We start from the raw sequence: 20,558 nt of genomic DNA, 5'->3' as shown, positions 1-20,558 counted from the left end.
CCTTTAACCGCGGTCTGTCTTCCGAGAAAGTACGTCGATAGACGTTTTTCTTTAGATATTAGGAAGTATAAACTTCGAGGCTTGGGCTTTCCTGATATCGCAAGAAAAACTTCCTCTAACCGCGGTCTGTCTTCCGAGAAAGTACGTCGATAGACGTTTTTCTTATAATCATCCATTACAGGAGGTGCTGTCTTGATGGATAAGAAGGTGTTAAATATCGGCGTGCTAGGGTGCGGTCCCATATCGCAGTACGGACATTTCGATGCTTGCCGGAGAGCGCGCAATGCCAGGCTATACGCGATATGCGATGTAGCTGAGGATCTGCTCAACCGCATGGCCGAAATCCACCAGCCAACCAAGATCTACAATGATTATGATAAAATGCTCGCCGATCCCGGGGTGGAGGCTTTCATCATTGGCATCGCGGATCAATTCCACGTGGAAGCTGCCCTTAAAGCCATTGAAGCAGGGAAACATGTTCTAGTGGAGAAGCCTCTTGGCGTCACCGTAGAAGAGTGTGAGGAATTGCAGCGGAAGGCGCGGCATTCTGGATGTATTGTCCAAATCGGCAATATGAAGCGCTTTGACCCGGGCATCGCTTATGCTAAGCAGTTTATGGATCAAGAAATGGGTGAGATGCTGGCGTTGAAAGCATGGTACTGCGACTCAACCTACCGGTATACGGTCACCGAGAACGTGCAGCCCATGGTGCAGCTTAGTCCGAATGCCTTAAGGCCGGAAGGCAATCCCAAGCTGGATAAGCTGCGTTACTTCATGCTGACACATGGCAGCCATCTGGTGGATACGGCTCGATTTTTAGGTGGAGAGATGAATAGCGTTACAGCCTGGAACACGCAAAAGTTCGGAGCGTATAACTGGTTTGTCACGGTGCAGTATGCCTCGGGCGCTGTAGGACATCTGGATCTAACGGTTGCCGTGCGGATGGACTGGCATGAGGGCTTTCAGATCTACGGCGAACACGGAAGCGTTATTGGCAAGACCTATAATCCTTGGCTTTTTAAGTCCAGCGACGTCGAGGTATTCTCCTCACGCGACGGTTGTTATCATCGTCCGCTCGGGGAAGATGCGCATTTCTTCAAGCTGCAGGTTGAAGCCTTTGCGGATACGATTTTGGAGCAGGCACCCATGCGAGGGGCCAATCTGGAGGATGGAGTGGCAGCCATGCGTGCCATGGCGGCAATTGCACGATCGGTGGAGAGCGGGAATACGGTGAAGCTGGCTGATGTAACGGGAGGTGTATGAGGCATGAGGCTGGGCATTTTCTCCAAGACGTTTGAACGACCTACATTGGAGGAAAATTTGGACGCAGTGAAAGCAAACGGACTGAGTGTGATTCAATTCAATCTTACCTGCGCCGGTATTCGGTCGTTGCCGGACGAGATCGAATTGGAAACCGCGGTGCATATAAGAGAAGAATGTAAGAAACGGCATCTTCATATAGCCGCAGTATCCGGAACCTTCAATATGATTCACCCGGACCGGCAGCGCGTGCAGGATGACATTCGCCAGTTTCGCCATTTGGCAGCGATGTGCCATTCAATGGGGACGTCCGTCATTACCCTGTGCACAGGCACGAGAGATCCAATCGATATGTGGAGAAGGCATCCGGACAACGATTCGCCGGAAGCATGGGATGACCTGCTTGCGACCATGCGTGAATTAGTGAATATGGCAGAGGAGTTCGAGCTGGAACTGGCAATCGAACCTGAACCTGCCAATGTGATCAGCGATGCGGTCAAAGCCAGGCGACTGCTGGATACGATGGGTTCTCCCCGGTTAAAAGTGGTTCTGGATGCAGCGAATTTGTTCGACCCGAACGAGAGGAGGCCCCTAGCAGAAGTTATCGATCAAGCGCTGTCACTGCTCAGCGAACATGTCATTATTGCGCATGCCAAGGATTATTCGACCGTAGACGGACTCCATTATACGGCTGCAGGAACCGGTGAACTGGATTATAAAGCTTACATGAAATTGCTGCACGCTTATCATGTCAAGGGTCCCCTTATTCTTCATGGATTGTATGAGCGTGAAGTGCCGCAATGTGTCTCGTATTTGAAGTCTCTAATACATGCCACGTGATGTAACGAAATACATTGAGATACATTGATAGGGGCTGTCCCAGAAGCAGATTTTTTTTCTGCTGTGGGACGATTCCCTTTTCTAGATGATGAGCCGGAATGTCTCCCTCGAGTTACATTGGCACACAGAGTTGGTCCATGGTATATTGAATGTACAAAGAAATCGCACCTTTAAGATGGTTGCTCAACACTTCCATTCTACCAAAGGGCGATTTCTTTTTTATTGGTTTTTTAAGTGGGCAAATGCACGAAGTAGCGGAGAGGACGAAGCGATTCCGGAAAAGCGGCAGCGGTCGCCTTTGTCCACGAATTTCTTCCGCTAAAAAATACAATGAGTGAAATTTGGGGGCAACAGCGATTGGAGGAATGATTCGTACTTGCAGCGTCTTACAACAACATACCAAGGGGCTGCCCTGGTCAATGGGCCTTTTGGGACAGCCCCGTCCTCATCAAATCTTCACAAGTTTCAGTTACAATGGGGTCTTATGTTAAAGTTGATTTGTACTGACGAAGGATTCAATAAGGAGAAACCAGAATGAAGACCATATTAATCGTGGATGATGAACCGAATATTCGAGAAGTTCTTGTATCCTATTTAAACAAAGAACACTATCTGACGCTGGAAGCGGCCAACGGTGCCGAAGCGTTCGATTTCCTGCGAGAGCAATCCGTCGATCTTGTCATACTGGACCTCATGCTTCCGGATATGGATGGTGAGCGGATATGTCAGGAAATTCGTACGTTCAGCTCGGTACCCATTATCATGTTAACGGCTAAGGTGGCCCAGAGCAGCCGGATTGGCGGGTTTGCCATCGGGGCCGATGATTATATCGTGAAGCCGTTCGATCCTCGGGAAGTTGTGGCCAGAGTCAAGGCCGTCTTGAGACGGGGAGACGACAGCAAGCTCTTGGCGGACGTTATTGTGTATCACCAAGGCGCGCTGGCCATTCATTCGATGAAACACGAAGTTACCTGCCATGGACAGGTCGTAAACTTGACGCCAAGCGAATACAAACTGCTGCTTCTGTTGGCCAAATACCCCCAGCGGATTTTTTCGCGCGAAGAACTGGTCGACCGGGTGTTAGGCTATGACTTTATCGGCGACATCCGAATCATTGATCAGCATATCAAGAATCTTAGGCAAAAGATTGAATCAGACCCCAGACAGCCCAAGTATATCATCACCGTATACGGATTCGGATACCGCTTTGGAGGTGATGGGGCTTGAAGCATCGGCTGGACCTGAGGCTTGCCGCCATCATCATCAGTATCACGGCAGGGATTCTGATCATGTTTACCGTGATCAATATTGTGACCAACCATTATCATATAGCCATGTTCCAGCAGCAATCATCCGTGCATGATGGAATGGCTGAGCTGAATTATCATTTGGAGCAGGCGCAGATGCAATCCATCATTTTGACATGTCTCTTATCCATTGCGATTGCTTCCGTAATAGGCATATATGTTGCAAGGAGAATATCGGCCCCCCTCGTCCAGATGAAGCGAGCGGCTGAAATGATGACGCGGGGGAAGTGGGACATCCGTGTGACAACCAAAGGGTACGATGAAATCGCGGGACTCGGTTCTTCGCTGAACGAGCTGGCTGTGCAGTTACAGAAGCAGGAGTTGCTTCGCAGGAATATGACCCAAGATATCGCACATGAACTGCGAACGCCGTTAACCACATTAAAGAGTCACACCCGTGCACTTGAGGATGGCATATGGGAGCCGACCGCAGATCGGTTTCAAACGTGCCTGAAAGAGATTGATCGATTGATTCAGCTTGTCACGGAGCTCGAGGATTTGCACGATATGGAATCGCCGGAGTTTCAATTATCCCGATCCAAGCAGGAGCTTGGTCAAATTATGGAGAGAGCCATCACCTTGGCGGCAGCAATGTATCAAGAAAAAAAGGTGGACCTGCAATATGTCAGCGGTTCGCCGATCCTAGCCGAGGTGGATGCCGACCGGATGCTCCAGGTTCTAATCAATATGTTAAGTAATGCCTTACACTACACGCCAGCTGGCGGAACGGTACAAGCCGAGCTCGTGGACGAAGGGGCAAATGCCCTGATTCGAATCAAAGATTCAGGTCAGGGGATTTCTGCCTCCGATCTGCCGTATATTTTCGAAAGGCTGTATCGGGGCGATAAGTCAAGGAATCGGTTAAGCGGCGGAAGCGGGATGGGGCTGGCCATCGTCAAGCAGCTGGTTTCCGCTCATGGCGGTCAAGTGTGGGCCGAAAGCGGAGATGAGTTTGCCGGCGGGAGCTGCTTCTATATCCGGATTCCGAAAGAAGAATAGATGAATGGACATGCAAAAAACCGGATCAGAAGATCCGGTTTTTCCATCCCATTAACTTGGCAGCGGTCTCAACGTAATAGTAATCCCCATAGATCAGCGAGACATTTATATTTTGTCCTGCAGGCAGATGTCCCGTGGCTTCCTTCAGTATGCCTTCATACGCGGGGTCATCCCATTCGGCGTAATGGGCCGTCAAGGAGTCGATGATACGCAAGGCACTTTCGCGGTACAGAGGGCTTTCGGTTAAAGGCACCAGGTCCGCGATTTCAAGCAGACCGGAAGCTGCGCAGGATGCTGCTGACGTATCCCGTGGTTCGGAAGTGATCGGGGATGATTTCGTCTCTTCACGATCGGATGGTCCCATCTCCTTGCGCTCCGCACGGAAATCCCAGCGGGGGATGGAATCCTCCTCAAGGGAAGCTATGAAAAAATGGGCAACCCGCTTGGCGGCTTCAAGATACCGTATATCGCGGGTATAACGATAGGTATTAGCCATGCCATGCAATGCCCAGGCCGCTCCACGACTCCACGCAGACTCCGGACCATAGCCTTGTCCTCCCAGCGCTTCGATGAATTCTCCCGTTAACGGATCAAATCGGCAGATGTGCCGAACGGAGCCGTCCGGTCTTATGAAAAACTCGGCAACCGTATTGGCTTGCTCTCTGGCGATATGAGCGAATCTCGGGTCGCCACTCTCCTCGGAAGCCCAGAATAGGAGGGAGAGGTTCATGGTGGAGTCGATAATGGACCAGCCTTCATTCCCATGATTCCATGAGGTTGGTTTCACCTGATTCCAAGCACGTATGAATTTCCCGACCGGGTTATACCTCCCAGCCAGCAATGTAGCGGCCAACAGTCCTCTCCGCCTGGCATCCGGATCGCCGGTCAGTTTATATTTGATGACGGCTGTCGGCAGAAATTGAAAGCCGACATCGTGATGAAAATTACTGTCCCCGATCAGCGCTTGTTCAAGTCGAACATCCCATTCCCAAGCCCATTCCTTATACTGCGGCTCCTTGGTCATATCAGACATGATCCAGAGCATTCCCGGCCAAAAACCGGAGGTCCACCAGTCGATCCGGGTGGAATCATAGATTCCGTTCGTTGTTGCATGAGGAACTTTGCCTTGGAGCTGTTCCGTCATACGCGACAGTTTCTTTTCCAATTGTCCCCATAATAACGAATAGGGCGTTCTCGTTTCCTGATGTTGTCCGTTCATCGCTAACCTCCCAAAACTGATGTCATCGTTTGGCTAATTATCGCAACTGCTTTGATCCATTGTTCCATAGAACGCTGCCAAATTCTACATATACCGCTTAAGAACTATTGAAATAACAAGCCGATCTTAAAAAAACACAAGTCTTTCGAACCACCTAAAAAAAACACAAAGGAACCGATCTTCCTCCATTGCTGCCCGGTCATGAAAACTTATAGGATAAGGATATTCATCACATCCATTACCTAAGGAGGCGATAAGCCGATGCCGCAAATTACGATTAAAATGTACGAAGGACGCACGGATGAGCAGAAGAACGAAATCGTTGATGTTTTTACAAAGGAGCTGTCGCGGATCATTGACCGGGAGCCTGAATTTATCAGCATCCGGTTTGACGAAATTCCGATAGATGACAACGCACCGGCCAATTTGAGAAACAAGAGGTGATGACAGATGGCCGAGCCAAGCAAAGCAGCGGTAAGCCCGAATGTGGTGGGAAAGCTCGATAAACGGAGAAAGATACTTGGCTTCATGTGGAAATACAGGGCGCTGTACTTCATATCGCTGCCGGGACTGCTGTTCTTCGGATTGTTCAAATATGTTCCGTTAATGGGCTCCGTGATCGCATTCCAGAACTACAATTTGTTTGCGGGCGTAACGGGAAGTCCCTGGGTGGGTCTTGAGCACTTTGGGCGCATGTTCCAGCACTATGATTTTCTGAAAATTCTGCGTAATACGCTTCTGCTGGGTACATATGACATTCTGTTTGCTTTTACTGCCCCCATTGTTCTGGCTTTATTGCTCAATGAGGTTCGTCAGGTCGTGTACAAGAAAATTGTCCAGACGATATTCTATGCGCCACATTTTCTGTCATGGGTTATTGTAAGCGGTATCTTTGTGGGTATCCTGTCTCCTTCATCGGGGATCGTGAATGTGATACTCGGCTGGTTCGGCATAGAGCCGATCTATTTCCTTGGCGAAGATTCCTATATTCGAACGGTATTGGTGGGCTCCGGATTATGGAGAGATGTCGGATGGGGAACCATCATCTATCTGGCGGCGCTCGCAGGCATAAATCCGGATCTCTACGAAGCCTCCGAAATTGATGGAGCGGGAAGATGGCGCCAGACCCTCAGCATTACCCTGCCAGCGCTGCTTCCCGTAATAACGATCCTGTTCCTGCTCAAGATCGGGGACTTCATGGATTACGGGTTTGAACGCGTATTCGTGTTTCAGAACCCGCTCAACATCCAGTCCAGCGAAATTTTGGACACGTACATTTACAAAGCCGGCTTGCAGCAGCTGCAGTACAGCTATGCCACCGCCATCGGGGTGTTCAAATCCGTTGTCGGCTTGTTCCTGATTTCCATTGCAAACACCATCAGCAAGAAAGCGACCGGCGAGTCGCTGTATTAGAGGGGAGTGACCACCAACGTGAAATACGACAGTGCGGGCAGAAAACTGTTTCTTGTATTGAACTATATCATCCTTACCTTTCTTGCACTCACCATGCTGCTCCCTTTTCTCAACGTCATTGCCCAGTCGTTCAGCAGCCCAGGCGCTATCGATCGCGGAGAAGTGATGTTCTGGCCGGTGGAATTTACCTTTGCCTACTATAAGCATGTATTCAACGATATTTCCATCTGGAGGGCATTCGGGATCAGCGTCTATATTACGCTATTCGGAACCTTCATCAATCTGGCAGCAACCGCTTCGCTGGCGTATCCGCTCTCCAGGCCCGAATACGTCGGCAGAAAAACAATCATGATTATCATCCTGATGACCATGATATTCACGGCACCGCTGATTCCGCAATTCATTCTGATGCGCGAGCTGAATCTCGTCAACACGCTGTGGTCTTTGATGCTGCCATCGGCGATCAGCGCATTCAATCTGTTTGTGCTTCGAACCTTCTTCACCCAAATTCCAAGCGAACTGATCGATTCGTCCCGAATCGACGGATGCAGCGAGGTCCGTACCCTGTGGAGCATCGTGCTTCCGTTATCGAAACCGGCGCTGGCGACGGTAGGGATATTCTACTCCGTAACCAATTGGAACAAATATATGGACGCCCTCTACTACATCAATGATCGCGCCAAGTATCCGCTCCAGGTAAAATTGAGGGAGCTTCTGGTGAACGAGGGCCTGACCGATACGGGCAATATGGCATTCGAAGCAAGCTCCCAGTCCGTGCAGGGCATTCAGATGGCGGTAATTCTGGTAGCCACCTTGCCCATCATTCTCTTGTATCCGTTTCTGCAGCGCTTCTTCATTCATGGGATGATGATCGGGTCGATCAAAGAATAACCCTAAAAAAACGACAAACCGAGCCAAAGACATTCCTTGTTCCCGCCCAGACGGCTCTCTATACTGATATTAAGTTTGAAAGCGCTATTATAAGCGACTATATTAGCTTGAAAAGAGGGGTATTCATGAGAAAAAGCTGGACACGTGCGCTTACATCAGGTCTCGTACTGGCCATGCTCGTTGGCTGTTCGGGCAACAATGGCGGGGGCGGAGGAGCCAATGCCGGCGGAGACGACCAAGGCGGGAATGAAGCGGGAGCCACGAAATTTTCCATTTCGATGCGGACGCTTAACGTATCCTACGTTGAGAAGAATCCGGATATCAACAAGGATAAGTACGTGCTGGAGCTAGAGAAAATGACGAATACGGACCTGGATATCCGCCTCATTCCGCATAACGAATATCAGGATAAAATGGTGCAGATGTTCGCAACGAACGACATTCCGGATGTGGTGCAGGGCACTGGCGGAATCAGCGGTCCCGAGCTGGCGGGTGCCGTGGAGAACGGAGTCTTTCTTCCGCTGAACGACCTCCTGCAGGAGCATGGGCAGGACCTGCTCAAGTTTATCCCGGAGGAAGCCTGGAAGCGGATGACGGATTCCAAGACGGGCAATATTTACGGAATTCCCGAAATCTTGTCCAATCCGTCCAGACGGGCCACATGGATTCGGACCGACCTGCTGGAGAAGGTAGGCAAGGAGATCCCGACAACGGTGGAAGAGACGATGGATGTGCTGCGCGCGTTCAAGGAAGCCGGGGTGGAGCAGCCTTATGCCGGACGTCAGAATTTCAAATATGCGGATACCTTTTTCGGTGCGTATGACGTGCTGGGTTACCTGAACCAATTCAAGGTGTTCCCGGACGGGAAGGTGAAGCCAACCTTCTTTGATGAAGAAAGCATGAAGCAAGCCATTCAGATCTATAAGACGATGCACGAGGAAGGATTGATCAGCAAGGAATTCGCGACGATTGAAAGCGCGGATTTCAAATCCATCGTCACGAGCGGCAAAGCGGGCATGTGGTCCATGAATGCCAATGAGCTCCCGATCTGGGGCACCCAGTTGAAGGAGAATGTGCCGGACGCGAAAGTGGCGCTGATTCCTTCGCCTGTAGGACCTGACGGTAAAGGGGGATATGCCCATTACAATCCGGTAACGCGTTCCTTCTTCATCAACGCGAAGGCGAAGGATAAAGCGGAGGATATCGTGAAGTTCTTCAACTGGATGGTTAGTGAAGATGCGGAATTGTTCTTCAGCTTCGGCCTTGAAGGCGAGGATTATAAGGTAACCGACGGCAAGCCGGTCTTCGAGGTTCCAACGGACACGGCAGGAGCGGATAAAATGCGTTATTTGAACTACTGGCTGTGGCTGGTGCAGGACACGACCTACAACAAACGCGTATCCGAGTTGTCAGATTCCGGCAAAGAGCTGATTAATGCTTTTGATAACATGCTTACGAAAGAGGGCCGCCGCGGCATTGAATTCGATCCGCGTCTGGAGGCGATGGTGAAATATCCGGAGCTGAATCCGAAATCGGATGAACTGCCGCCGCTGATTCTAGAGCATGTGCTCCGCATGGTATACGGCAGGGAGCCTATCGATAACTATGGCAAGGTGCTCGAGGAATATCTGTCCAAAGGCGGCAGCGAGATTATTGAGGAAGCCACGAAACGATATAACGAAAAAGAAAACGCTTTCGAATAAGCAGAGCATGTTTTAGTATAGTGTTGAAGAATGACTCCTCTGCTTGTCTAAGCAGAGGAGTATCTTGCTAAAGCTAAACTACTCTCGCTGTTTTGAAAGGGGAATGGGTGATGTACCGCATTCTGGTCGTTGATGATGAACCTATGATAAGGATGGGCTTGGCGAAACTGATCACGCAGACGGATCCGGCCATGATTCAAGCGGCAACGGCCGGAAACGGCATGGAAGCATTGGAAGCGATCCAGACAACACGACCGGATTTCATCTTTACAGATATTAAAATGCCAAAGATGGACGGCTTGGAGCTAAGCAAGCAGCTTTATGAAAAATACGGCGATATCACGGTGGTCGTCATTTCCGGTTACGGCGATTTCGAATACGCCCAGAAATGCATGTCGTATGGGGTTAAAGAATATCTGCTCAAGCCTGTGACCAAATCGGTGGTACATAACACCATGAATAAATTGATGGCGGATCGAAAGTCCATGCAGGAGAAGCAGCGGTTTTATTTTCCGCTCTCCAAGCTGGAGGATTGGCTCGAGCAGCTCGAGCTGGCCGTATGGCATTTACAAATGAACGATATCCAGGCGAAGCTGCAGGAACTCGAGGATTATTGCAATGAGCGCCGGCTCGAATCGATCCAGCTTCAGGAGCTGCTGGATGAGCTGTACGCGAAGTTGATCAAGCAGTTAAACGGCAGGGACGTATATTCGTTTGAACGCATGACGGGAATCACGGGGTCTGAACCCGGAGGGAACCATCATTATTTCGAGAGATTTCGTCTGGCCGTGAATCAGACGGTGAAACTCATACGCGAGAAGAGAAAAGGAAATGCGAAGGAGCCTGTAGAGGAAGCGAAAGCCTATATCGAGCGCAACTTGTCCCGCGATCTCTCGCTGGATGAGGTGGCCGACATGCTTGGACTCAACCCGTCGTATTTCAGCCAGTTGTTCAAACAGATGACGGACGAGACCTTTGTCCATTACCGGATCAAGAAACGAATCGAGAAGGCGAAGAAGCTCCTTGCCATCCCGCATTATAAAATTACGGACATTTCATTCGAAGTGGGGTATGCGGATCATCCCCATTTTACGAAAACCTTTAAGAAGGTCACCGGATACACCCCTTCCGAATACCGGGAGATGCTGGGGATACAATGATGCGGAGGAGCCTGTCCCGCCAAATCTTCCTGTACTTTTTCATCGTCGTGATGTTCTCGCTTACGACGGTCGGCGTCTTCTTCTACATGAAATCATCCGAAGCGATTGACGAGCAGGTCGAGAAGTATATGACCACCGTCATCACGAACGCCGCAAGGCAAACGGATAATCAGCTGAAGATGTTTGAGCGGATCAGCAATACGATTTTGCTGCAGGATTCGGTGAAGCGATTTTTGGATATGAACCCCAGCGACAGCTACGAGCATTACCGGTTCACCCATCTCATTCGAAAGGATGTCTTTCAGAAGATCTTCATTCAATACCCCACGCAGACCCATATGATGTACATACTGGGGTTCCATGGCCGGTCGATTTTCGATCAGAACCAGAATTTCTCCGCCATGTCGATCGATCCGTCGGACCGACTTCGTGAATTGACGGAGAAGACGCCGGGGAACGGGGAGATCGTCATCTTGAAGACCAGCCTGCTGGAACAGGATCGCGACAACGTCATTACGGTTGCCCGCAAAATCCGGGGAATGGATTCCTACGACGTTAAAGGCGTGCTCGCGGTGGAGTTCAATGAAGATCAGTTGTCGGGTTTATGGAATGGCGTCGATCTCGGAGAGCAGGGTTTCTTCTTCATCCTGGATCGCGAAGGCGAGGTCGTCTATGCCCCAGATCACGTGGATATGGAGGGAATCACGACCACGGACCTGCCGAAGCGCATTATCGCTAAGGGTGATCATCGCTTCATTGAACCGGTGCTCGGCGAGAAAGCGATGATCATCTCGCGCCAGTCCGAGTATTCGGGCTGGAGCCTCGTCATTATGATGCCGCTGGATGAGCTTCGGGCGCCGATTTCGGGCATTCGCTCCACCACCATTAGCGTAGGCTTCGTTACGCTGATCATTGCGCTCATTCTTGCCTATCGATTCGGCAAATCGATCGTGAACCCGATCCGCAATCTGAAGAACGGGATGAGGCAGACGGAGAAGGGAAACTGGACGCATATCACCGATGTGAAGCCGCGGGAGGACGAGATCGGCGGATTGATCCATAGCTACAATCTCATGGTTAGCCGCTTGTCCGATATGATCGAGCAGGTATACGACACGGAGCTCCACAATCAGAAAACGCAGCTGGAGCTGCAGGACATCCAGTTGGAGCGCCAGCGGGCAGAGTTCCAGGCGCTCCAATTACAGATCAATCCGCATTTTCTGTACAACACGCTGGAAACGATCAATTGTTACGCGATCGTTCAGGATTCCGACGAGATCTCGGACATGGTGGAGGCCATGGCTTTCATGCTTCGATATTCCATTCAGACCAACCTGGAGGAAATCACCATTGCCAACGAACTGAATCATGTGCGGCATTACATGATGATTTTAAAGCATCGGATCGGGCGCGATTTCGAGATCGAGGTGGCGACGCCGCCCGAGCTCCTATTGGAGAAGATGGTCAGGCTCTCCTTACAGCCGATTGTCGAGAATATTTTTCAGCATGCTTTTCCGGAAGGGATCGAAGCATGGCATTACATTCGGATCGACACGAGAATCGAACAGGACAACTTGCTGGTTATCGTCGAGGACAACGGGGCAGGCATAGCGGACCATAAGCTTCATAAACTGCGCAAAAGGCTCGAGGAAAACCGCCTGGTCGATGATGAAGAGGGGATGCATGCGCGGCGCAGGGGTGGCATCGGTATCGTGAATGTCCATCGGCGAATTCAGATGGTTTATGGCGAAGAGTACGGGATTACGGTTCATAGTTCGCCGGATCAAGGCACAAGCATCGTCATGACGATGCCGCGAATGGAAAGAGTGCGTGAACAAGAAAGCAGACTGAAACAGCTGCAAACCTAATCAGGAGGGATCAACATGCATATTAACTTATCGGGTAACATCGCATTAGTCACAGGTTCGAGTGGAGGGATTGGTCGTGCAGTTGCGTTGAAGCTGGCAAGAAGTGGGGCTAAGGTAGCCCTAAACTATCTGAGCAGCAAGGATGCCGCTGAAGAAGCCGTAGCGGAGATTCGAGGTTTTGGCGGTGAGGCTCATGCATTTCAAGCAGACGTTACGCATGTGGAGCAGGCAGAGGCGCTCGTAGCGGAAGTAGAGAAGGCATTCGGCGGCCCGGTTACGATTCTGGTTAATAATGCAGGGCATTTGGTTGAGCGTCTGGCGAATGCGGAAATGACCGAGGAGCTCTACGACAAGGTCATGGATGTGAATATGAAAAGCACGGTATTCGTGAGCAAAGCCGTCATTTCGGGGATGAAAGCGGTCGGTCAAGGCCGTATCGTGAACATGACTTCCGTTGCGGCGCACAATGGCGGTGGACCGGGCGCAAGCATTTATGCAGCGAGCAAGGCTGCCGTCCTGAGCTTTACCAAAGGCTTGGCGAAGGAGCTCGCTTCAAGCGGAATTAATGTGAATGCCGTATCCCCCGGCTTTATCGGGCAAACGGCGTTTCATGCGACCTTTACCCCGGATGATGCGCGAAAAGCAACGATCAAGGGTATCCCGCTGGGCCGAGAGGGCACCCCGGACGATGTCGCCGGCTCCGTGCTGTTCCTCGTCTCGGAGCTGTCTTCTTATCTAACGGGGGAGACGATCGAAATCAACGGCGGCATGTTCATGCGATGAGAGATTGGATGAAGGTCAACGCGAAGTCGAAATTCTATCCTTGGAGCGTGCAAACGATCGATATCCTGAAGGCCGAGCTCGATCAAGTCATCGACCGGAGGCTGGATGTTCCCGTTGATCCAGGCGGCTGGTGGCACCAATACGTGTGTCCCGAACATCACACGGAACTGGTGTTTGATCCGCTGGAGGCGGACTGCAGCACCTTTCGTTGTCCGTATGGCTGCGAAGTGGAAGGAGAACCGTACAGGGGGGCGTGGCTGGTATTCAAGCATCAGGCCATGGCCCGATACGTCCTGCAATCTGCCGCCGTCTATGCCGATACCGGAGAGAAGGCTTACGCCGATCTTGGAAAAAAGTTGATTGTCCGCTATGCGGAGCAATTTCCGCTATACCCGGTACATCCCGATGCCCAGCCCTGGATGCTGAAAGGGCGCGCATTCTATCAGGCTTTGACCGAGGCCATATGGGCAACGACATTGCTTCGCGGCTACCTGCTGCTGGAGGATGCTCAAGTGTCGTTCGACGAGGCTGATCGCCGGAAGATTAACCGGTTCTTGCACATGCTCGAGAGCAGCATGACAGAGTATCATCATATTTTGACCCGGGAGCGCGGAAATCCCGAGAACAACTATACCGCCTGGCTGATTGCCGCGCTGTTCAGTATTTATGCGGTACAAGGCGAAACGGAGAAGCTGCGGCAGCTGGTCGTGAAGGAAGGCGGCCTGCGGCATCATCTCAGCATTGCCGTCAGGCCGGATCAGCTTGAATTCGAAGGCAGCATTTATTACCACGTATTCGTCCTCCGTGCTTATCTGATTGCTGCGGAAATGGGGAGCCGGGTTGGTGAAGAGCTGTTTTCCCTGAGAGGAGAGCAAGGCCAATCCATGCAGGGCATGCTGACGGTACTGGTTCGATTGGCAGACCCAAACGGCTTCCTGCCAGCACTTCACGACGGTCCTTATTGCAGGGTTCCTTATGCGCGAGAAATTGTCGAGATTGCGGAAATCGGTTTATCCGTATTTGGAGACAAGAGCTATCAACGACTGCTAGACAATGTGTATCGTGAACTGAATGGAGAAGCCGGCCGGGTTGGCATGCTGGAAGCTCTGTTATACGGAACGGGCCATTGGGATGGAAGATCCGGAGTGGCTTCTTCTGAGACGAAGGGTTCTCATAGGGAGACAGCGGGAGGAGTATGGGAAGTAGGGGACATCATCGAAGTACGAGTTACACGAGAAGTCCAAGAAGCAGGCGATGCAGAACATGCAAACCAAGCAGGTCATGAACTTGAAGGTAATGAAGCATGGGACATCGAAGGCAGAAACGAGAATGACTTGTCCGATCTGTGTACTCCTACCGTCTTTCTTCCTCACAGTGGACTCGCCCTGTTGAAGTCGCAGCATTCGAATGGGCTTCAGGCGTTAGTCGATTTTGGCCCTCATGGAGGATCACATGGTCACTTCGATAAACTGAATCTGATGATTCATGTCGGGAACCAGCCTCTTTCACCAGACCGTGGAACCGTACCGTACGGTTCGATCCTGAAGAAGGAGTGGTATCCCCATACAGCCTGCCACAATACCGTCTCGGTAGGAGGCCGTTCCCAGAATCCGGCAGAAGGCAAATGCATACGGTATGAATCCGCTTCAAACCGTTCCTATATTTGGGTTCAGGCCGATGAGGCCTACGATCAAGCCATTCTGGACCGGCATTTGATATTGACGGAAGATTGGCTGCTGGATTGGTTTGAAGTGGAATTGGATGAACCGGCAGTCGTGGATTGGTGGTTCCATTACGTTGGCATGGGACAGCTTAGCGGACTTCAAAATGCTGATCAGGGCCGCGTTAAAACGGATCTTGGAAACGAAGATGGATACGCATATGTAAAAGAGAGGTGCACCCACGTCTTGTCCCAGGATGGCTTGCAATTCAATCTCCACATTGCCAATGCATCAGAGCCACTGGCGGTAATCTCATTTATCGCCTTCGAGGGTATGGAATGCTCACAGGTGGAGTCACCTGGGCTTGCTGACGATCCCGGCCGCCTCATGGAAGGAATCCGGCTTCACCGATTAGATTCGAAAGCCCGCTTCATTGCCGTTTACTGTACCGGCACCGAGCCGCTCACATTGGAATGGAACCGGTCGGGAGATGGGGATTGGCTCAGCCTGTCCGATGGAAGGACCGCCAGAAGCTTCACGATGACCAACAACGGGTTGAAGGAGAGGGTACTCGATGAAAACCTTGTTTGAACCGAAAAGCGGATTGTTGTCCGTGCCATATCAACCGGATGAAGAGAGTAAGCTGCTTGAGAATCCTCCTCGTTTCACCTGGATGCCGGGACAGCTGGATAACGACCGTTATATGCTGCAAATTTCGACCTCGCCCTCGTATGAAACGGAAGCGACAACAATGATATCGCCGATTCCCTATAACTTATACACTCCGGAGCAACCTCTGGAGCCGGGTACTTATTATTGGCGATATGCCTTGCTGACCGGGGAGCAAGTGGAGGATACGGCAGACTTGGACCATAACCGTTCTTCTTGGAGCCAATCCCGAATGTTTCATGTCCCGGAGGGGCTGCCCGAGACTCCCCTGCCTGGCAGAGAGGAAAGGTACGAACGCACGCATACCGGTCATCCGCGGTTATGGCTGGACGAACAGGGGATTGAGGCGTTCCGGGAAGGTCTCCGAAAGGATGATGATTACTGCGGCTGGCGCGCTTTTTACGAGAAATCGGTCCTTCCGTGGCTGGATAAGCCGTTAATTCCGGAACCGGAACGTTATCCCGGCAATAAGCGTGTCGCCAAGCTGTGGAGAAAAATGTACATGGATTGCCAAGAAACGCTGTATGTTATCCGGCACTTAAGCGTGGCAGGGGTCATTTTACAGGATGATGTTTTAATAGCCAAAGCGAAGACTTGGCTGCTCCACGCGACCCGGTGGGATACGGAGGGAACAACATCCAGAGATTATAACGATGAGGCCGCGTTTCGGATGGTTGGTGCACTTGCATGGGGATACGACTGGCTCCACGATTACCTCAGCGCAGAGGAGATTGATCTCGTCAGGGGAGCTCTTCTGCGACGTACGAAGCAGGTGGCCTTCCATGTCATGGAGCGCTCGAAAATCCTTCATGTCCCTTATGACAGCCATGCTGTTCGTTCGTTGTCCTCCGTGCTTGTTCCGGCCTGTATTGCCATGCTTCATGAAGAGGCTGAGGCACAGACATGGCTGGATTACACGCTGGAATACTACGCCTGCCTCTATTCGCCTTGGGGCGGAGAAGATGGAGGCTGGGCCGAGGGGCCACTCTATTGGACAACGGGCATGGCATTTGTGATCGATGCGCTCAATCTCATTCGCAACTACGTATCCATCGATTTCTATCAACGGCCGTTCTTTGGGCGCACGGGCGATTTCCCACTCTACTGCAGCAGTCCGGATACGATCCGGGCCAGCTTCGGGGACCAGTCCTATCTCGGCGAACCCGTCAGTCTGAAGACGGCTTTCAATATTCGCCAGTTTGCAGGCATTACAGGGAATGGATTATATCAGTGGTATTATGAACAAGTAGTTAAGGCGGATACGGACGCCGACTCCAAGTTTTACAATTACGGCTGGTGGGATTTCCGCTTTGACGATATGCTGTATCGGCATGATTACCCTCAGGTGGAAGCTGTTTCTCCTTCTGTTACCGTTCTGTTTTCTATAGATAACGTCTCGGAAGCGAAGGATCGAACCATCCAAGCCGTCAAATGGTTCCGCGATATTGACTGGGTGGCGATGCATCACCGCATGGATGATCCGGATGAGCACATTATGCTGCTTGCAAAGAGCAGCCGTTACGGTTCCATGAGCCACAGTCACGGTGACCAGAACGGATTCCTGCTGCACGCGTATGGTGAACCTCTCGCAATTGAAAGTGGATATTACATCGCTTTTGGAAGCACGATGCATATGAACTGGCGCAGGCAGACGCGTTCCACGAACAATATTCTCATTGATGGCCATGGTCAGTATGCGGGAAAAGATAAGGTGCTTTGCATCGAAGCCAGCGGAAAGGTCGAGCAAGTAGATGCGTCATCGGGTTATGGGTACGCCCGTATGAACGCTACGCAGGCCTATCGGGAGAATGTCCCTTATCTGGAGCGGTATGTGCGCGAGATCTATTTTTTTGACGAATCTTATTTTGTCATCGTGGATACGGTGGATCTTGCCAAGCCAGCCAGAATCGAGTGGCTGTTTCATACCCTGAACCGGATGAAGCTGTCGGGGCAGACGTTTCGGGTGATGGGCAGCAAAGCGGAAATGGAAGGGCGATTCGTGTACTGCTCATCAGGCGATCTATCGCTGAATCAGCATAATCAATTCACTGACGTCGATCCCGAAGAGATTGAAGGGCTGGATAACCAGTGGCATCTGCATGCTGAAACGAAATCAGCCACAAGCCATCGCATCGCGACCCTCCTGGTTCCCATGAGGGCACATGAAAGTAAATACGTCTCGTATTTTCTGGACGATCAGGACCATGGGGTTCATATCTATTTCACCAATGAGGATGGGAACACCAGAAAGGTGGAAGTGCCTAAAGCGTATTAAGATGTGGAAGCGCCGAAGGGATTAACAAATACCAAAAGACTCAACATACAGCCTTTGCTGGAGTTGAGTTTTTTTTGCATATAGGAAGCAGTACTGATGCTATGCATGGTGCCAATTTATCATCGTGCAGGGAGCAATCGCAAATAACAGCTAAGGAGTCAGGCTAAACTCGCCGCTTAAATCTGCCTAGCCTGAGAAGGCGTCATGCTCTTGTACTGTTTGTACAGCTTGGTAAAATAATTCGGGTTGCTGCAGCCGACGATGCCGGCAATCTCCGTGATGGTCAGCGACCGTTCACGAAGCAGCTTCTCTGCTTCATTCATCCGGGTCAGGTTGACGTAATCGACGAATGTGCGCCCCGTTAAGCGCTTGAACATTTTGCAAAAATGAAACGGATTCAAACCGACCTCTGCAGCAGCGGTCTCTACCGACAATTTCTCACCGATGTTGCTCTCGATGTGCTGAATGAGTTTTTTATAACGATCCCGATTCGCAAAATACGGCTCGGCCGACTTCTCCGTGAACTGTGTGGGCATAAATGTACGTGCCAGCAGAACGAACACCGTGTACAGCTTGGACTTGGCAATAAGCTCATAGGCCGGACGGCGGGCAACAAGCTCTTCAATCACTTCATCCAGCAGCGGATAGCAGTCTGCGCCAGCAGGGTGGTTCTCGGCAGGCTTGACCGGGAAACGGAGCTGGCCTTCCATATAGGGAGCGACATAACGCACATGAATCGGATCATGGAGGAAATCGTTAAAGAGGGATGCATTCACCACGACACAATCAAATCGCACGTCGCCATCTTCAAGGGCATATCCCACGTGCAGGCTGCCGCCGGGGATGATGATCATTTCTCCAGCCTTTACGTCATACGGAGTTGTATCAATATGGAATACCGCGTGCCCTTGGCGCATGCTAATAATCTCAAAGTGTTCATGCCAGTGGAGATACAGGATACAGTCTTTCGTTTTGGCATGGGAGCAGAAGTTATTAAATACCTGCACAGGATAGGCTTTATAGTCTAGTCTCGTATTTTCATGAAGCTCTTTTGGATTGGACATGTGAATTCACCTCGGACCGCAAGATAAGAGTGGTAATGCACAAGGTTGTATAGAGAAATTGTTGAGTTTCGCCATTATAATGAAGTTGCTTCATTTACATTAAGCCAATATTGGAATGATGACAACGGGTTAGGATGTGAAATTGTAAGCGGTTTACAACATTATGACGTATTCAGGGGGAGCATGACCACGACATTTAAAGTTGTGATAGCAGGATGCGGCAGTATGGCGAATACATGGGCGGAATATGCGAAAGGGCGAGAGGACGTTGAAATCGTGGGCCTCGTGGATATCCAAGAGAAATTTGCAAAGGCATTTGCCGATCGGCATGGACTTTCTTGTCCCCTTTATACCAATATTACGGAGGCCCTTACTTCAAGCGAAGCGAATATCGTATTTGATGTGACCATTCCCGCCAGCCACTACGGGATTAGCACGGCAGCGCTTAAGCACGGGTGTCATGTATTCAGCGAAAAACCGTTAGCGGAATCGATGACGGAATGCCTGGATATCGTGAGGCTCGCAGAGTCGGCAGGCAGAACCCATGCCGTCATGCAAAACCGCCGATTTGATCCGCGAATTCGGGCATACAAGGATTTGATTGAAGGTGGAGTGATTGGAAAGCCCGGGTTCATAGGGGCGGATTTTTTCCTTGGCGCCCATTTTGGCGGGTTTCGGGACCTGATGGACAGTCCCCTGCTGCTTGACATGGCCATTCACACCTTCGATCAGGCCCGAATGATCAGCGGTGCCGATCCGGTATCCGTGTACTGTCAGGAGTTTAACCCGCCGGGTTCCTGGTATGCCGGTAACGCGATGGCGATATGCATCTATGAAATGTCGAACGGCTCCGTGTTCAATTACCGCGGTTCCTGGTGCGCCGAAGGAGCCCAAACCTCATGGGAAGCCGCATGGCGCGTAACGGGAGAGAAAGGGACTGCGATCTGGGACGGCCATGATGATATTTATGCGGAGATCGTGGCGGAAGGGGATCAATCAGGAAACTTTATCCGGAAGTATGAACGGATTGAAGGGACGCTGCCCGAATTGGAGAGGACCGGACATCACGGCTGCCTGGAAAATATGTTTCATGCTCTCGAAGCCGGCATCAAGCCGGAGACGGATTGCAGCGACAACGTCTACAGCATGGCGATGGTGCTGGCTGCCTTGGAGAGTGCCAAGACGGGACGAAAAGTCATGATTTCGGAGTTCATGAAGGGTTGAAGGGAACGAGTGAGTAGCCTTAGGACATTTTGATACAACTTTGGCCTTGGCTGGACGGTAGCCTGCTCATGCAGGTGTTGTTGGGGACGAAAACATATAGGGTAAATGAAGCCGCGGATTCGCGGCTTTTTTGTTATGACTTTAGTCAGTTGAGCACGCGATAGCGTGCGAAACATAAAACCACCCGCTATGCGGGTGGAGGGATCGAGGGTTTTACCAATA

Annotated in this window: 16 protein-coding genes; 14 read left to right on the top strand and 2 right to left on the bottom strand. The window is 51.0% G+C overall.

Annotated elements, in window-relative coordinates:
• Positions 1–195: 195 nt before the first annotated feature.
• The 4 genes from ACOZB4_RS33755 to ACOZB4_RS33740 all read left to right on the top strand — a co-directional run bounded on the left by ACOZB4_RS33755 (position 196) and on the right by ACOZB4_RS33740 (position 4,406).
• Entirely contained in the window at positions 196–1,263 is a 1,068-nt protein-coding gene (locus tag ACOZB4_RS33755) for a Gfo/Idh/MocA family oxidoreductase (RefSeq protein ID WP_379416707.1), read from the top strand.
• A 3-nt stretch (positions 1,264–1,266) separates the two neighbouring features.
• Positions 1,267–2,100, top strand: coding sequence for a sugar phosphate isomerase/epimerase family protein (locus ACOZB4_RS33750; protein WP_379416702.1), 834 nt, complete (start codon positions 1,267–1,269; stop codon positions 2,098–2,100).
• A gap of 534 nt (positions 2,101–2,634) precedes the next feature.
• Positions 2,635–3,327 (top strand): response regulator transcription factor, encoded by a 693-nt coding sequence (locus ACOZB4_RS33745; RefSeq protein ID WP_379416700.1) that lies wholly within the window; start codon positions 2,635–2,637, stop codon positions 3,325–3,327.
• On the top strand, positions 3,324–4,406 hold the full coding sequence (locus tag ACOZB4_RS33740; protein ID WP_379416698.1) for a sensor histidine kinase: 1,083 nt from the start codon (positions 3,324–3,326) through the stop codon (positions 4,404–4,406). Before ACOZB4_RS33745 ends, ACOZB4_RS33740 begins: the two co-directional genes overlap by 4 nt.
• Before the next feature lie 25 nt (positions 4,407–4,431).
• On the opposite strand, the gene ACOZB4_RS33735 is transcribed toward ACOZB4_RS33740, so the two are convergent.
• A complete protein-coding gene (locus ACOZB4_RS33735; RefSeq protein WP_379416696.1) occupies positions 4,432–5,625 on the bottom strand; it encodes a glycoside hydrolase family 88 protein in 1,194 nt (397 codons plus the stop codon).
• Positions 5,626–5,886: 261 nt separating this feature from the next.
• Here ACOZB4_RS33735 and ACOZB4_RS33730 point away from each other — a divergent pair, with 261 nt between their 5' ends.
• From ACOZB4_RS33730 to ACOZB4_RS33690, 9 genes are all read left to right on the top strand, one after another.
• The gene (locus ACOZB4_RS33730; RefSeq protein ID WP_076321763.1) at positions 5,887–6,069 is read left to right on the top strand and encodes a tautomerase family protein; all 183 of its coding nucleotides are present in this window, start codon (positions 5,887–5,889) and stop codon (positions 6,067–6,069) included.
• Between the two features lie 6 nt (positions 6,070–6,075).
• Positions 6,076–7,038, top strand: coding sequence for an ABC transporter permease (locus ACOZB4_RS33725; protein ID WP_339265591.1), 963 nt, complete (start codon positions 6,076–6,078; stop codon positions 7,036–7,038).
• Between the two features lie 18 nt (positions 7,039–7,056).
• Complete coding sequence (locus ACOZB4_RS33720; RefSeq protein WP_215162994.1) at positions 7,057–7,929, top strand: carbohydrate ABC transporter permease; 873 nt, start codon at positions 7,057–7,059, stop codon at positions 7,927–7,929.
• Positions 7,930–8,054: 125 nt separating this feature from the next.
• Entirely contained in the window at positions 8,055–9,632 is a 1,578-nt protein-coding gene (locus ACOZB4_RS33715) for an extracellular solute-binding protein (RefSeq protein ID WP_379416692.1), read from the top strand.
• A gap of 110 nt (positions 9,633–9,742) precedes the next feature.
• Positions 9,743–10,792, top strand: a complete 1,050-nt coding sequence (locus tag ACOZB4_RS33710; RefSeq protein WP_379416690.1) for a response regulator transcription factor — start codon at positions 9,743–9,745, stop codon at positions 10,790–10,792.
• Positions 10,789–12,660, top strand: a complete 1,872-nt coding sequence (locus ACOZB4_RS33705) for a cache domain-containing sensor histidine kinase (RefSeq protein ID WP_379416688.1) — start codon at positions 10,789–10,791, stop codon at positions 12,658–12,660. Before ACOZB4_RS33710 ends, ACOZB4_RS33705 begins: the two co-directional genes overlap by 4 nt.
• 15 nt (positions 12,661–12,675) lie before the next feature.
• On the top strand, positions 12,676–13,443 hold the full coding sequence (locus tag ACOZB4_RS33700; protein ID WP_379416685.1) for an SDR family NAD(P)-dependent oxidoreductase: 768 nt from the start codon (positions 12,676–12,678) through the stop codon (positions 13,441–13,443).
• Positions 13,440–15,695, top strand: a complete 2,256-nt coding sequence (locus tag ACOZB4_RS33695; RefSeq protein WP_422759733.1) for a heparinase II/III domain-containing protein — start codon at positions 13,440–13,442, stop codon at positions 15,693–15,695. Before ACOZB4_RS33700 ends, ACOZB4_RS33695 begins: the two co-directional genes overlap by 4 nt.
• A complete protein-coding gene (locus ACOZB4_RS33690; protein WP_379416683.1) occupies positions 15,679–18,048 on the top strand; it encodes a DUF4962 domain-containing protein in 2,370 nt (789 codons plus the stop codon). The genes ACOZB4_RS33695 and ACOZB4_RS33690 overlap by 17 nt, the downstream gene beginning before the upstream one ends.
• A gap of 176 nt (positions 18,049–18,224) precedes the next feature.
• On the opposite strand, the gene ACOZB4_RS33685 is transcribed toward ACOZB4_RS33690, so the two are convergent.
• Positions 18,225–19,112 (bottom strand): helix-turn-helix transcriptional regulator, encoded by an 888-nt coding sequence (locus ACOZB4_RS33685; RefSeq protein ID WP_379416680.1) that lies wholly within the window; start codon positions 19,110–19,112, stop codon positions 18,225–18,227.
• A 183-nt stretch (positions 19,113–19,295) separates the two neighbouring features.
• Here ACOZB4_RS33685 and ACOZB4_RS33680 point away from each other — a divergent pair, with 183 nt between their 5' ends.
• Positions 19,296–20,336: a Gfo/Idh/MocA family protein gene (locus tag ACOZB4_RS33680; protein WP_379416678.1), complete on the top strand. Its 1,041-nt coding sequence runs from the start codon at positions 19,296–19,298 to the stop codon at positions 20,334–20,336.
• Positions 20,337–20,558 lie beyond the last annotated feature (222 nt).

The sequence above is a fragment of the Paenibacillus sp. NPDC058898 genome (genome assembly GCF_049316025.1).
GTDB lineage: Bacteria > Bacillota > Bacilli > Paenibacillales > Paenibacillaceae > Paenibacillus_AQ.
This window is presented reverse-complemented; position numbering and strand designations above follow the sequence as displayed.

What these genes read in the sequence shown, in the direction of transcription:
- ACOZB4_RS33755 (WP_379416707.1), top strand. Translation starts at nt 196, where the DNA reads ATGGATAAGAAGGTGTTAAATATCGGCGTGCTAGGGTGCGGTCCCATA.
- ACOZB4_RS33750 (WP_379416702.1), top strand. Translation starts at nt 1,267, where the DNA reads ATGAGGCTGGGCATTTTCTCCAAGACGTTTGAACGACCTACATTGGAG.
- ACOZB4_RS33745 (WP_379416700.1), top strand. Translation starts at nt 2,635, where the DNA reads ATGAAGACCATATTAATCGTGGATGATGAACCGAATATTCGAGAAGTT.
- ACOZB4_RS33735 (WP_379416696.1), bottom strand. Translation starts at nt 5,625, where the DNA reads ATGAACGGACAACATCAGGAAACGAGAACGCCCTATTCGTTATTATGG.
- ACOZB4_RS33730 (WP_076321763.1), top strand. Translation starts at nt 5,887, where the DNA reads ATGCCGCAAATTACGATTAAAATGTACGAAGGACGCACGGATGAGCAG.
- ACOZB4_RS33725 (WP_339265591.1), top strand. Translation starts at nt 6,076, where the DNA reads ATGGCCGAGCCAAGCAAAGCAGCGGTAAGCCCGAATGTGGTGGGAAAG.
- ACOZB4_RS33715 (WP_379416692.1), top strand. Translation starts at nt 8,055, where the DNA reads ATGAGAAAAAGCTGGACACGTGCGCTTACATCAGGTCTCGTACTGGCC.
- ACOZB4_RS33710 (WP_379416690.1), top strand. Translation starts at nt 9,743, where the DNA reads ATGTACCGCATTCTGGTCGTTGATGATGAACCTATGATAAGGATGGGC.
- ACOZB4_RS33705 (WP_379416688.1), top strand. Translation starts at nt 10,789, where the DNA reads ATGATGCGGAGGAGCCTGTCCCGCCAAATCTTCCTGTACTTTTTCATC.
- ACOZB4_RS33700 (WP_379416685.1), top strand. Translation starts at nt 12,676, where the DNA reads ATGCATATTAACTTATCGGGTAACATCGCATTAGTCACAGGTTCGAGT.
- ACOZB4_RS33695 (WP_422759733.1), top strand. Translation starts at nt 13,440, where the DNA reads ATGAGAGATTGGATGAAGGTCAACGCGAAGTCGAAATTCTATCCTTGG.
- ACOZB4_RS33690 (WP_379416683.1), top strand. Translation starts at nt 15,679, where the DNA reads ATGAAAACCTTGTTTGAACCGAAAAGCGGATTGTTGTCCGTGCCATAT.
- ACOZB4_RS33685 (WP_379416680.1), bottom strand. Translation starts at nt 19,112, where the DNA reads ATGTCCAATCCAAAAGAGCTTCATGAAAATACGAGACTAGACTATAAA.
- ACOZB4_RS33680 (WP_379416678.1), top strand. Translation starts at nt 19,296, where the DNA reads ATGACCACGACATTTAAAGTTGTGATAGCAGGATGCGGCAGTATGGCG.